Here is a 14019-nt window from a genome sequence, read left to right as displayed (position 1 = left end):
TACCTAAAGGTCAAGCTGAAGTTGAAACCGGCCTGAGGCCAATGCTGCCAGCTGTCAAAACCGGCAGCAGGGATCATTATCGTTTATTGCGGCCAGCCGCACCACGGCTTTCACCGCGCAGTGTAAAGGCCAGACGATCCAGCACCGCATTGGTCAGCTTTGGTTCTTCTTCGCCATAAAAAGCCTTGGCAATATCGACATATTCCGAAACGATTACCGCAGTCGGCACATCTTTGCGAGTTTTCAATTCCCAGATGCCGGCACGCAAAATTGCACGCAAAGTGGAATCAAGACGTGACAGCGGCCAGTCTTCATTCAGTGCTTCATGGATCATCGGATCAATCACGCGCTGCTCGGCAACAACACCGGCCAGAATTGCGCGGAACCATTGCGGATCGGCATCCAGATATTGCGTGCCATCCACTTCTTTGCCCAAACGGAAAGCTTCGTATTCGGCAACAACTTCCGAAATACCCGTTCCGGCCACATCCATTTGATAAAGTGCCTGCACGGCGGCCAGACGCGCTACGCCGCGCTTGTTTGCTGTACGCGGAGCGGAGGCTACAGGTTGCCCATCATTCGAGGATGTCATTAATTCGCGCTCCAAAGTTTCTTGTAAAATCTCATTATAACCCATGCTGAAAAACAGCATACCATATTTGCTAGAGCATTTCGTGTTCCTGTGAAATCACTTAAATGCTCTTTTTAAACAAAAACGCACGTATCCCGAAAACCGCTTTACAGTTTTCGGGATACGTTCATCTCTTTATCCTGCAAGCCCGATATGGGCTGCATCATATTTCAAACAGGCTCTAAGCCGATTTTGAGAATTGCGCAAGACGTGCAGCGTAACGAGCAAGCTGATCTATCTCAATATTTATCATATCGCCCACTTTGCGTGTCCCCCAAGTGGTTACGGACAGCGAATGACGGATCAAAAGCACGTCAAATTCATTACCATCAACACCATTGACGGTCAAAGATGTACCATCCAGCGCCACGGAACCCTTTTGCGCAATAAATGGTGCCAAGGCTTCAGGCGCACGCAATGTGAAGCGAACGGCATCGCCTTCTTCTTCACATGCAATAATTTCCGCTTTGCCATCAACATGGCCAGAAACCAGATGACCGCCCATTTCATCGCCAAGCTTCAATGAACGCTCAAGATTGATCGGAGTGCCGGTTTTCCATTCAGAAATCGTGGTCAGACGCAGCGCCTCTTCCCATGCTTCCACTTCAAACCAACGGGCATTACTGCCCTTTTCAGGCAACGCAACCACAGTCAGGCAGACGCCGGAACAGGCAATGGAAGCCCCCAGATCAATCTCGGACGGATCATAGGCGGTTTCAATGCGCAGCAAAACGCCTTCGTTCAAAGGCTTAACACGACCAATTTTGCCCACATCTGTGACAATACCCGTAAACATCAGGACTTCCTCACATATTCTGAATAATAATCAGCGCCAAAATCAGCACTGCGTATTTGCGTAAATTCAGTGTCTATATAGTGTTGTAAACCCTCAACAGGAATACCATCTGCACCAATTTTAACCGGCGCTTCAAAAAGCGCCAGACGATCTGCCAAGCCTTCACGTAAGAATGAAGCAGCAATGGCAGCCCCTCCTTCCACTAGCAAAGTGGCAACGCCCAGCTCACCTAAATCATTAAGCAATTCCGGCAAGGCAATCTGACCATCGCTCGTATCGGTTGCAATAATATGACATCCGGCATTTTGATATTGAATGCGTTTTTCAAGCGGCACATCAACGCCGCAGGCAATCCATAAAGGTACGTGTCCCGCCGTCTGCACCAGCTTTGAGGCAAGTGGCAAGCGCAATGCACTATCCAGTACAATGCGGATTGGCGAGCGATGCGCCATCCCATCCAACCGGCAGGTGAGTTCCGGATCATCTTCCAGCGCCGTTGCAATGCCGATTAAAATGGCATCAGTTTCCGCGCGCATCAAATGGCTTTGCGAACGCGCAACCGAACCGGTAATTGCCACCTGTCCGGAACCACGGATACCGATGAAATAATCATCAGAAAGTGCTAATTTTACAGTAACTTCCGGTCGTTTTTTAAAAGAACGAATGAGGTAACCTGCAAGTTGATTGGCAGCGACACTCCCAAGCACATTTTCCTGCACCTCAATGCCCGCTGCACGCAACATCGCATAGCCTTTGCCGCTCACCCGATCATCGGGATCATTGGCTGCGGCAACCACACGGGCAATGCCAGCACTGATCAGCGCCTCGGCACAAGGTGGTGTTTTGCCATGATGGGCGCATGGCTCCAGCGTGACATAGGCTGTGGCACCGCGCGCATTTTCGCCCGCTTGCGCCAAAGCTTCGCGCTCGGCATGCGGGCGGCCACCAAGAGCGGTAACACCGCGCCCGATGATAACAGGGCCAAAACCATTATCTTTGACAATCAAGGTTCCGACTGACGGATTGGTGGAGGTCAACCCAAGATTGCGCCGCGAATAACGAATCGCCGCCGCCATAAAGCGCAAATCCTGCGCCGTAATTTCATCTCGATGAAGCCCTTCACGATCCGGCATTTAATCGTCCGTTTGCTTGACAGCAGTTGCTGCCGGAGCATCATCATTCAACTCGTCAATCACATTATGGAAATCATGTGCTTCACTGAAATTGCGATAGACAGAAGCAAAACGGATATAGGCAATATCATCAATGCCCTTCAAAGCATCCATCGCCAGACGGCCAATTTCATCCGAGTGAATTTCCGCCTCGCCTGAGCTTTCAAGCTGGCGCACAATACCTGAAATCGCACGTTCCACCCGTTCCGGGTCAGCATCGCGTTTACGCAAAGCCACCTGAATGGAACGGGTAAGCTTATCGCGGTCAAACGGCACTTTACGGCCACTCTTTTTCAGCACCATCAGATCGCGCAACTGGACGCGCTCAAAGGTGGTAAAACGCCCCGCACAAACCGGACAGACACGACGGCGGCGAATAACGGCACCATCCTCTGCTGGGCGGGAATCTTTAACCTGAGTGTCATCAGACTGGCAAAAAGGACAGCGCATGGGCAACTTTCATAACCGCTCAGCATGAAGGCTGATTGTGATTCTGGTCTCCCAAGATAACCGATCACCTGAGAAGCACATAATCAAAGCGGTAAAATAATGTGGAGAAGAAAAACCCTGCGCAACCGGTTGATCACGCAGGGTTCAAACTTAGACAATTACCTGAGCATTTAGCCCTGATAACCATACATCGGGAAGCGGTCGGTCAGGCTGACAACCTTGTTCTTGACCGCTTCTTCAACGGCGGCATTGCCTTCATCCGAGTTGGAGGCTTTCAAACCATCCAGTACTTCGCCGATCAGATTACCGATTTCGGTAAATTCTGCTGCGCCAAAGCCGCGGGTTGTACCAGCCGGCGTACCCAGACGAATACCGGATGTTACAAAAGGCTTCTCAGGATCGAAAGGGATACCGTTTTTGTTGCACGTTATGTTGGCACGGCCAAGAGCTGCTTCTGCGCGCTTACCGGTTGCATTTTTAGGGCGCAGGTCAACAAGCATCAAATGGTTGTCGGTGCCACCAGAAACGATATCAAGACCGCTGCCCTGCAAAGCCTTTGCCAAAGTGCGGGCATTGTCGACCACGTTCTTGGCATAGGTTTTAAATTCAGGCTGCAAAGCTTCGCCCAATGCAATCGCCTTACCGGCAATGACGTGCATCAGCGGACCGCCCTGAAGACCAGGGAAAACAGCCATGTTAAACTTCTTGGCCAGATCAGCATCATTGGTCATGATCATGCCGCCACGCGGGCCACGCAGGGATTTATGCGTAGTGGTGGTGCAAACATGCGCATGCGGCACTGGTGACGGATGCTGGCCACCAGCAACGAGACCAGCAATATGCGCCATATCAACCATCAGATATGCGCCGATTTCATCAGCGATTTTGCGGAAGCGCTCCCAGTCCCAAACGCGGGAATAAGCAGTACCACCAGCAAGGATCAGCTTAGGCTTGGTTTCGCGTGCAATACGCTCAACTTCATCCATATCGATCAGGTGATCTTCTTCGCTCACACCATAGGAAACAACATTGAACCATTTACCGGACATGTTAACCGGTGAACCGTGGGTCAAGTGACCGCCGGAATTCAGATCCAGACCCATGAATGTATCACCCGGCTGCAACAGCGCGAGGAAAACGGCCTGATTCATCTGGCTGCCGGAGTTTGGCTGTACGTTGACATATTCAACATTGAACAGCTTTTTCGCACGTTCAATTGCCAGTTCTTCAACCACGTCAACATATTGGCAGCCGCCATAATAGCGCTTGCCCGGATAGCCTTCGGCGTATTTGTTGGTCAGAATTGAACCCTGCGCTTCAAGAACTGCGCGTGAAACGATATTTTCCGAAGCAATCAGCTCGATTTCATGGCGCTGACGGCCAAGTTCGTTGCGAATTGCACCAAAAATATCCGGATCAACTTCTTCAAGTGGCTTGTTGAAAAAAGCATCTAGATTTGCCTGCGACATGGTTTGAATCCCTCCGGTTGCCGATCAAAGCTGCTTGGTAGTTAAGAGCGCGGATTATCATATTTGCCCGACAAGCGCCAATGCAAAGGCGCACGAAAAGCGGGTTTCCGACAAAAGAAACAAAAAAGCCTGTGCGACTTATTCTCACACAGGCTTTGATTTGATCAATTTTGCTCAGAAAAATCAGGCATCAGTGCCGATTGCCAGTTCTGCCGCACCATCCATCTTGTAAATATCATCGCGGAACTGCACCACGCCGTCACCGGTTGACCATGCCGATACATAGACAAAATGCAGCGGAACCGGATCAGCAAGCTGGATCGGACGGTTTTCACCCGACTTGATGGTGTTCTCGATGGTCTGACGATCCCAGCCAGCCGTATTTTTCAACAGCCACACATCCAGATCGCGCACATTCTGCACGCGCACACAACCGGACGAGTCAAAGCGCATCATCTTGTTGAAATAGCTCTGCTGCGGCGTGTCATGCATATAAACAGCATGGCTGTTATGGAAGTTGATTTTGGTCGAGGACATGGCGTTGATCTTGCCCGGATCCTGACGGAACATCAGGCGCACGGCCTCATCCGTGTTCCAGTCAACGCTCTCAGGCGGCACTTCCTGTCCCTGCGCATCATAAAGACGGATTTTGTTGCGCGTCAGATAGGTCGGGTCTTTACGCATCACCGGAATGATATCCTTGAGGATAATCGACTTCGGCGCTGTCCAGAACGGATTAAGAATAACTTCGTGGATTTTAGACACCAGCAACGGGGTCTGACGATCAATCTTACCGACCACAGCTGTATGACGCTGCGAAACACGGCCATTTTCGTTGGCTTCAATCAGTGCGGCCGGAATATTGACCATCACGAAGCGCTGTGCATTCACATTAGCAATCTCGTTCAAACGGCTAAGGTTGGTCTGCAACTGACCAAGGCGCACATCCACCGGAATATTCATGGCAGAATAGGTAAATTGCCCCATCACACCATCAGCAGGCAGGCCATGACGCGACTGGAAGCGTTTGACACCTGCATCCACATAAGAGTCGAAAGAGCCGGACAGACCAGCACTCTGCGGCAGATCACCGGTAATCATCAAGCGCTTGCGCAAAACGGAAACTGCCGGATCACTCACCCCCAGTTTCAGCTTGGCATTGCCCGGCACCTGCGGCCAGCCGCCCTGCATGGCAATATTGCCATATTCAGCAATCGCATTTTGCACATAAGAAACCGTCTGCGGGCTCATCACCGGCTGATTGGTTGCAACTTGCTGCTGGCTGCTGGTGCTGGCGCGGGCATCAAACTGGTCATCCCAGTTGCCACGGCGCGGAGCGGAAATAATATCATTAAGAGCATTTTGCGCAAAAGCGGATGTTCCGGCCATTGAAAGCCCGAGACCTGCCGCGCCAAGGCTTGCGGCACCGCGCAAAAACATACGTCTGTCCAGTTGAGACATAGCGGTACTCTTTCCTGATTTCATGCCTGATTTAAACATTGCTCAATTCCCGAAGCTCACAGCAGCTTTTAAAAGCCTGTCAGACCCGCCACTTTAGCCAAGATATAAGTATAAACCACAGGTTTTATGCTAGGCTTTATTTTATGGCTTATTAATGTCTGTCATGCAGGTTTCAAGCAGTAACAACGCGCAAACCCCGCTCAGGTGCCTTCTATCTTCATGTGCCCGCAATTTGTTGCAAATCTGACACATAGTGACACCACATTAGCGTAGATCAACCTTAATCGGTAAAACGGAAATTATTCTGCTGTCTTTTTTGCCAGAACAAAATGCCACGTAAAACAATATAAAGCAAAATACAGGCAACATTAACAGCAACGATCTCCGGCCTGTATTCAAACATCCGCGCCCAATAACTATAAATGCCGATTTCTATGCTTGCAGCGACAAACCAGATCACCGGTCCCCAGGCCGCGCGCAACCACAGCCCCGTTGCAGCCACCGGAAACAAAATTGCAAGACCAACAAAAGCGGTCTGCCATTGCCATGGCATCAGATCAAAGCGCCATAACAGCCCCGGATAAACACCGATCAAGCGCACCCAGTAATAAAGACCGCACGCAATTGAATATATTGCCAGCAGACGGATGAACCAAAGCAAGCCTGTTTCAGCCATTGTCGGGCGCAAACTCTGGCGCAATGTTTCTTCGTGCATCAAAGCTCAAGTTCCCCGTGGCTCAAGGGTGAAAAATAATGGCTGACCATGTCGGGGCTCACATCATCAAGGTTTGCAGGTGTCCAAACTGGCTGCGTACCTTTTTCAACCAATGCTGCCCGCACACCTTCATAAAAATCAGGCTTTTCGATCATATTGCAAGCAAGGCGATATTCCATCTGCATACGCTCTTTGAATGAAAGCGACTTTGCCCGTTTCATTTGTTCAAAAATAACCGCCACACTGGTTGGCGAACGCTTGGCAAGTACGTCCAAAGCGCTGGCAGCAAATGAGCTTGTCGTGGCTGCATCTTTCAAAGCCGACAAACAAGCCGCCAAAGTATCATGGCCAAAACAATCAGCAATGAGTGCACGATCATCAACAGATGTTTCAAAATCCGGATATTCAAGATGCACCAATGCCTGATCAATATCACCGGTAGCAAACAACACACGGCGGAACTCCGCCACCTGCTCGCTTTTCATCGCATGGGTGGCGATGCCGCTTTGCAAGCAATCGCCCCAGAGGATGATATTACCGGTTAAGGCCAGATAAGTGCCAAAATGCCCTTCCAACGGCGGCAAAAATGCACTCGCCCCCACATCGGTGAAAAAGCCGATTGCTGATTCAGGCATCGCAAATTTAGTGTTTTCCGTCACAATGCGGTGTGTGCCATGCACAGAAACACCAGCGCCACCGCCCATCGTAATGCCGTCCAGCAGCGAGATATAAGGCTTCGGAAAAGCTGCAATCTCTGCATTCATGCTATATTCGTCGGCAAACATCTGAAATTCATATGTGCCCTGACGACCAAGATGATAAACCTCAACCACATCGCCGCCGGCACAAAAAGCGCGCCCCTCGCCTTCAATCAAAACAGCCGTAACAGACTGATCATCTTTCCACGCCTGCAAAGCGCGTCGGATGGCTTTGATCATTTCATGGGTAAGCGCGTTCAGCGATTTAGGTCGCGTTAACCGGATCAGTCCGATTGTTCCGTGCTGTTCAAAGAGGATTTGATCATCTGCGCCAAAGTTAATCTGCATTTCTTCCTCTCATGATTTAAACTGCGGGAGTAAAAAGCAAACTTTACTGTGCCAATGCCGCTAAAAATATTATTCTTGGATAATGCAGTTTTCCCATGATAAGCAAGGGGCAATTGAACCGGACTCGCTCTTCTTCAAGAATTTGGCCGGTTCTTTTTATTGTTTTTTCACGCCAAAATGACCTCGCAAATGATTTTTGCAGCAGTTTGACATTGTATCCCATCATCTACAGGGGGACCGATAATGACTAAACCCGCTTCCATGAAGACACCATCCGCAACCACCCAAGCCATTGATGAGACCACGCAAGGCCGCCGTTTGCGCCGTATGCGTAAAACCGGCTGGTCGCGTCGTATGGTGCAGGAAAATCATCTGTCGGTCGATGATCTGATTTTGCCTTTTTTCCTCACCGGCGGCGAAAAGGTTGAAGAACCGATTGAAGCCATGCCGGGCGTTTCGCGCTATTCTGTAGATATGGCCGTACGCATGGCAGAAAAAGCAGCCAAACTTGGTATTCCGGCCATTGCTCCTTTTCCGCGTGAAAGCGCCGATGTTAAATCAGACGATGGCAGCTATATAGCTGATCCGGACAATCTGATTAACCGCGCCATCCGTGCGATTAAAAAAGAAGTGCCGGAACTGGGCATCATCACCGATGCAGCTCTTGATCCCTTCACCACTCATGGTCACGACGGTATCTTGCGCGACGGTATTATCGTCAATGATGAATCGGCGGAAATGATTGTGCGCGGCGCACTGGCGCAGGCTGAAGCCGGCACGGACATTATCGCCCCTTCCGATATGATGGATGGCCGTATCGGTCTTATCCGTGATGCGCTTGATGCCAACGGTTTTCAGGATATTCCAATCCTGTCTTATGCCACCAAATTCGCCTCCGCTTTCTATGGCCCATATCGTGATGCGATCGGCACGCTTGGCCTTTTGAAGGGTGATAAGAAAACCTATTACATTTCACCGGCCAACACCGACGAAGCCGTGCGCGAAGCCGAGCAGGATCTGATGGAAGGCGCAGATATGCTGATGGTCAAGCCGGGTCTGCCATATCTCGACATCATCCATCGTCTGAAAAGCACATTCCATGTGCCGACTTTTGCCTATCAGGTATCCGGCGAATATTCGATGATCAAAGCCGCAGGCCGCAATGGCTGGATCAATGAAGAAGCAGCCATGATGGAAAGCCTGATGGCTTTTAAACGTGCAGGCTGCGACGGTATTTTGACCTATTATGCCTTTGAAGCTGCTGAGAAAATTCATCAGGGCTGGCATATCGGCAAATAATCGGATGCGTGAATAAAACCGCACTTTTACTGCTTCCCTTGAAAAAGGCACATAAACAAACCATCTTTAAACAGCCGTACGATTTGGTGCGGCTGTTTTTTAATGAGAGATGGCCAATGTCTTACCAGACATACAGAAATGACATGCAGGATACACAGCTGACGAATTACGCTTTATTCGACGGCGTGCGTACGCGCAGAATTTTCGCTTTTCTGATCGATTATGCCATTATTTTCATGCTTACCATTCCGGCTGCAATCATCATTGCCATTTTGGGTGTGTTAACACTCGGCCTTGGCTGGATGCTTTACGCCATCATCTTCCCGCTGGTTGCACTGAGCTATATCGCTTATACGATGGGCGGTCAGCAGCAGGCAACTCTTGGCATGCGCGCCATGAATATCCGCCTGATGCGCCTTGATGGTCAGCGCGTTGACGGCATGCTGGCTATCGTGCATAGCGTTTTGTTCTGGGCACTCAATACCGTTCTGACGCCACTGATTCTGTTTGCCACCCTGTTTCTTGATCGCAAACGCACTTTGCACGATCTTTTGCTTGGCACAGTGGTTGTCCGTTCCGACAGGTTAGGTCTGCGTTAAAGGCAATAAACGCATATTGCAAAAGCCTAAGCAATAATTCCTACTTGACCTTTTAAATAGTCGTATCATTCTAAGCACATGAGTGCATGCGGAGCATGAGCATCAACGAATCCGCATATCTTATTATAATATAATAATAAATTAGGGTGAACTTATCTTAAGAACAGGCGACCATGATGATTTCAGTCCTGGCATTTATCACGGTTAATGCATGACCCAGCATATCCAGAACACACCGCAGTTTTTTCTGACGGCTCCCGCCCCTTGCCCTTATTTGGAAGATAAGGTCGAGCGTAAGGTCTTTACGCATTTAACCGGCTCCAAAGCATCTGAGATCAATGATCTTCTGACGCAAGGCGGCTTTCGTCGCTCGCAAAATATTGCCTATCGCCCTGTATGTGAAAATTGTCAGGCCTGTGTATCCGTGCGCATTATTACCGACGAGTTCAAAATGAACCGTTCGATGAAGCGTATATGGCAAAATAACAGCGATCTGGTTGGCACTGTTAATGGCGCTGTTAGCAATAGCGATCAATATTCTTTATTTCATGAATATCTTGAAGCCCGCCACCGCGATGGCGGCATGTCCGGCATGTCGGTGCAAGATTACACCATGATGGTGGAAGACACCCATGTGAACACCAAAGTGATTGAATATCGCCGCCGTGGCCCTGACAGTTTCATCACCGGCAAAGGTGAAGGCGAGCTGATTGCCGTTGCCCTCACCGATGTGCTCACCGACGGTCTTTCGATGGTTTATTCCTTCTATAAACCGGAGCTGCACACACGCTCGCTTGGCACTTATATGATCCTCGACCATTTACAGCGTGCGCGCCAATATGGGCTGCCGCATGTTTATCTCGGTTATTGGGTTAATGGTTCACGTAAAATGGAATATAAAATCCGTTTTCGCCCGCAGGAGCAATTAGGACCGCGCGGCTGGGAGCGCGTGGAATAAGTTAAAAAACATGCGATCCAACGCATAAAACAAAGGGCGCAAGACCCATAAAAAAACATGAGGGGGAGATTTGTCTGGCTCAGTTCAGAAGAGTGGCAATCATGTCAAAGGTTTGCTCATCACCGCGATAGGCGGTTTATTTTTAACGGTTGATATTCCACTGATCAAACTGGCCGACGGCAATGCATGGTCGGTCATTATGGTGCGCGCAGGCCTCACCTTTATCGCAAGCCTTGTCATCTGGGCTGTCTGGTCATTGCTGACCGGCAAAAAACAAACATTAATACCCGGCAAAACCGGCATTATCGTTGCCCTGCTCTATGGCCTTTCCGCCACTTGTTTTGTCACCGCAGTGTTTAATACCTCAACCGCCAATCTGGTTTTCATCCTTGCGCTCAACCCGATGGTTTCGGCCATTTTAGGCTGGGTATTTTTAAAAGAACGCCCAAGCCGCGCCACTTTTATTACAATGTTTTTTATGGTTATCGGCGTGCTGATTATCGTCAGTGATGGCGTTTCTTCCGGTGGCTGGTTCGGCGACATGGTAGCTCTTCTGGCAACCACCTGCCTTGCCTCAGCCATTACGATCAGCCGCACCACCAGTAAAGAGATGGGGCTTGCCGCCATTATCGCCACCTGCCTGCCCTGCGCGGTCGCCCTCTATTTCGTTGTGACGAAAACCGGCTATCAGATCAATGATGTCAAATGGATCGCACTTGATGGCGCACTGATTTTGCCCGTTGCCTTCATCTGTCTTGCCACCGGCCCGCGCTATCTCTCAGGGCCGGAAGTTGCGATGTTCTATCTGCTTGAGACAATTTTAGCGCCGATCTGGGTCTGGATGATCTTTCAGGAAGTGCCAAGCACCGCCACGCTTACAGGCGGCGCAATCATGATCACTGCATTGCTCAGCCATTCCACATGGCAATTGCGCAAACATCGGGCTCGCCGAAAAGCCTTCGCCTGAGCAGACATATAAAAAAAGCGGGACATGTCGCCATATCCCGCTTTTTCAATTTTTATTGCCAGCCGATCAGAACTTGCCTGAACGCGGGAAACCTTTCGGCACCACACGACCGGCAGTGGCACGCGCGCCCATCCATTCAAGCAGCTCTTCCTTGGAGCGGGTGAAGGTACGTCCGGCAGAATCCTGCCATGACAAACCAGCATCCATCGCAAAGCCACGAATGTCGGATACGCCGCCATCCTTATAGCGCTGCAACCGAACGCCCTTACCGCGGGTCAGTTCCGGAATTTCGCTCATCGGGAAGACCACCATTTTGCGGTTTTCACCGATAACAGCCACATGATCGCCTTCAACGCGCATGCAGATTTTTGCTTCATCCGGCGCTTTGACATTCATAATCTGTCTGCCCTTACGGGTATTAGCAACCGTATCGCTTTCAGGAATGATGAAACCATAGCCCAAATGCGATGACAGCAGCAATTTAGCCGAAGGATCATGCACAAAAGCGGTCAGAATATCCTGATCATTTTCCATATCCACCAGAATACGGATCGGATCACCGTGACCACGTCCACCCGGCAGCGTATTGGCACCCAGCGTGTAGAACTTACCGCCAGTGGTGAAGAACAAGATCTTGTCTGTCGTTTCCGCATGGAAAGCCAGCTTCAGCTTGTCACCTTCCTTAAAAGCCAGCGTGCTGAAATCCGGCAAATGCCCCTTCATTGCACGCAACCAGCCTTTTTCAGAAACCACAATGGTGACCGGTTCTTTCTCGATCATCGCCTGCTGAATATCTTGCAGATCATGGCTTGGCGCTTCAGCAAAATGCGTACGGCGCGCCCCTAACAGAGTTTTAGGACCATATTTCTCACGAACGGCTTTGATCTCGCTGCTGATCTTCTTCCATTGCTTGGTGCCGGAAGCGAGCAGCTCTTCAATCTCTTTTTTCTCCTTTGACAAGCCGTCATGTTCTTTACGGATTTCAAACTCTTCGAGTTTGCGTAAAGAGCGCAACCGCATGTTGAGGATCGATTCAGCCTGCAAATCGCTGAGCTCAAAAGTGCGCATCAACTCTTGTTTCGGCTCATCTTCCTCGCGGATAATCCGGATCACTTCATCCAGATTGAGATAAGCGACCAGATAGCCGCCCAAAACTTCAAGGCGTCTTTCAATCTCGGCTTTACGATATTCTGAGCGTCGGATCAGCACCTCTTTGCGGTGCTCAAGCCACTCACGCAGCACACCGTCAAGAGAAAGCACATTCGGCACTTTACCATGCGACAGCACGTTGAGATTGAGCGAGAACCGGCTTTCAAGCTCGGTGAGCTTGAACAGTGATTCCATCAATAATTCCGGATCAACCGTGCGGTTCTTAGGCTCCAGCACAAGCCGGATATCTTCCGCAGATTCATCGCGCACATCGTCAAGAAGCGGCAGCTTTTTGGCGATCAAAAGTTCGGCGATCTTCTCAATCAAGCGCGACTTTTGCACCTGATACGGAATTTCAGTAACCACAATCACCCAAGTGCCGCGATTACCCTCTTCCTTTTCCCATTTCGCACGGGTGCGGAAGGCGCCGCGTCCGGTGCGATAGGCTTCCAGAATATTGTCTGGCGTTTCAACCAATACACCGCCGGTCGGAAAATCCGGCCCGCGCACTTTGGTTTTCAGCAAAGCATCAGGATCAGTCACAGCTTCCTGTTTGATCGCTTCCCACTGTTCTTGCGTAGTCATCAGATCTTCAACAGAAGCATCAGGATGGTTAATCAGATAAAGCGCCGACGAGCAAAGCTCAGCCACATTATGCGGCGGAATGGATGTCGCCATACCAACAGCAATACCGGACGAGCCGTTGGCCAGAAGATTTGGAAAAGCGCCGGGCAAAACAATCGGCTCTTCATCTTCTTCATTATAGGTCGGGCGGAAGTCGATGGCATTTTCCTGAATGCCTTCCATCAGAAGTGTTGCCACTTCCGTCATACGCGCTTCGGTATAACGCATCGCCGCCGCATTATCGCCGTCGATGTTACCGAAGTTGCCCTGCCCGTCCACCAACGGATAGCGCACAGCAAAATCCTGCGCCAGACGCACCAAGGCATCATAAATCGACGCATCACCGTGCGGATGGAATTTACCCATCACGTCACCGACAATACGGGCGCATTTTGCATAGGCCTGATCAGGATTGAGACGCAGCAAGCGCATAGCGTGGATAATGCGCCGATGGACGGGTTTCAAACCGTCGCGCACATCCGGCAGCGCACGATGCATGATCGTGGACAGTGCATAAGCGAGATACCGCTCTTCCAGAGCTGATTTTAAATTAACCGGCTCAATGTGATTATCGCCGCCACCAGGCGGAATCAAACTTTTTCCCATGTGAAATGAATACCAATTAGGCGATTCGACGGCAAGTCAAGAACCGATCAAGCCAACAGTTTAAAGTCATAAATCTG

13 protein-coding genes are annotated in these 14019 nt (G+C 50.2%); 4 read left to right on the top strand and 9 right to left on the bottom strand.

Features of this window, described 5'->3' with window-relative positions; all coding sequences use genetic code 11:
* Positions 1-76: 76 nt before the first annotated feature.
* From nusB to ABDZ76_RS08855, 8 genes are all read right to left on the bottom strand, one after another.
* Entirely contained in the window at positions 77-592 is a 516-nt protein-coding gene (gene nusB / locus ABDZ76_RS08890; RefSeq protein ID WP_343804761.1) for a transcription antitermination factor NusB, read from the bottom strand.
* Positions 593-812: 220 nt separating this feature from the next.
* The gene (locus ABDZ76_RS08885; protein ID WP_343804464.1) at positions 813-1427 is read right to left on the bottom strand and encodes a riboflavin synthase; all 615 of its coding nucleotides are present in this window, start codon (positions 1425-1427) and stop codon (positions 813-815) included.
* Positions 1427-2560, bottom strand: coding sequence for a bifunctional diaminohydroxyphosphoribosylaminopyrimidine deaminase/5-amino-6-(5-phosphoribosylamino)uracil reductase RibD (gene ribD, locus ABDZ76_RS08880; protein ID WP_343804462.1), 1134 nt, complete (start codon positions 2558-2560; stop codon positions 1427-1429). Before ribD ends, ABDZ76_RS08885 begins: the two co-directional genes overlap by 1 nt.
* Positions 2561-3049, bottom strand: a complete 489-nt coding sequence (gene nrdR / locus ABDZ76_RS08875) for a transcriptional regulator NrdR (RefSeq protein WP_343804460.1) — start codon at positions 3047-3049, stop codon at positions 2561-2563.
* Between the two features lie 170 nt (positions 3050-3219).
* Positions 3220-4518 (bottom strand): serine hydroxymethyltransferase, encoded by a 1299-nt coding sequence (gene glyA / locus ABDZ76_RS08870; protein WP_343804458.1) that lies wholly within the window; start codon positions 4516-4518, stop codon positions 3220-3222.
* A 183-nt stretch (positions 4519-4701) separates the two neighbouring features.
* Positions 4702-6003 carry a L,D-transpeptidase family protein gene (locus tag ABDZ76_RS08865; protein ID WP_374844617.1) on the bottom strand — a complete coding sequence of 434 codons (1302 nt, stop codon included), beginning with the start codon at positions 6001-6003 and terminating at the stop codon, positions 4702-4704.
* A 256-nt stretch (positions 6004-6259) separates the two neighbouring features.
* Entirely contained in the window at positions 6260-6694 is a 435-nt protein-coding gene (locus tag ABDZ76_RS08860) for a DUF6163 family protein (RefSeq protein ID WP_343804759.1), read from the bottom strand.
* The gene (locus ABDZ76_RS08855; protein ID WP_343804454.1) at positions 6694-7740 is read right to left on the bottom strand and encodes an enoyl-CoA hydratase/isomerase family protein; all 1047 of its coding nucleotides are present in this window, start codon (positions 7738-7740) and stop codon (positions 6694-6696) included. Before ABDZ76_RS08855 ends, ABDZ76_RS08860 begins: the two co-directional genes overlap by 1 nt.
* Before the next feature lie 243 nt (positions 7741-7983).
* Here ABDZ76_RS08855 and hemB point away from each other — a divergent pair, with 243 nt between their 5' ends.
* From hemB to ABDZ76_RS08835, 4 genes are all read left to right on the top strand, one after another.
* Entirely contained in the window at positions 7984-9039 is a 1056-nt protein-coding gene (gene hemB / locus ABDZ76_RS08850; protein ID WP_343804452.1) for a porphobilinogen synthase, read from the top strand.
* A gap of 143 nt (positions 9040-9182) precedes the next feature.
* Positions 9183-9638 (top strand): RDD family protein, encoded by a 456-nt coding sequence (locus tag ABDZ76_RS08845; RefSeq protein WP_374844609.1) that lies wholly within the window; start codon positions 9183-9185, stop codon positions 9636-9638.
* A gap of 211 nt (positions 9639-9849) precedes the next feature.
* Positions 9850-10596 (top strand): arginyltransferase, encoded by a 747-nt coding sequence (locus ABDZ76_RS08840; protein WP_343804448.1) that lies wholly within the window; start codon positions 9850-9852, stop codon positions 10594-10596.
* 70 nt (positions 10597-10666) lie between these two features.
* The gene (locus ABDZ76_RS08835; RefSeq protein WP_343804446.1) at positions 10667-11563 is read left to right on the top strand and encodes a DMT family transporter; all 897 of its coding nucleotides are present in this window, start codon (positions 10667-10669) and stop codon (positions 11561-11563) included.
* A 66-nt stretch (positions 11564-11629) separates the two neighbouring features.
* Here the strand turns inward: ABDZ76_RS08835 and parC are convergent, their stop codons facing one another.
* Positions 11630-13942, bottom strand: coding sequence for a DNA topoisomerase IV subunit A (gene parC, locus ABDZ76_RS08830; protein ID WP_343804442.1), 2313 nt, complete (start codon positions 13940-13942; stop codon positions 11630-11632).
* Positions 13943-14019: the final 77 nt, after the last annotated feature.

It is taken from the genome of Paenochrobactrum glaciei (assembly GCF_039522165.1).
In the GTDB taxonomy this organism is placed as follows: Bacteria; Pseudomonadota; Alphaproteobacteria; order Rhizobiales; family Rhizobiaceae; genus Paenochrobactrum; species Paenochrobactrum glaciei.
Note: the sequence above shows the minus strand (reverse complement) of the source record. Positions and strands in the feature narration are given on the sequence as shown.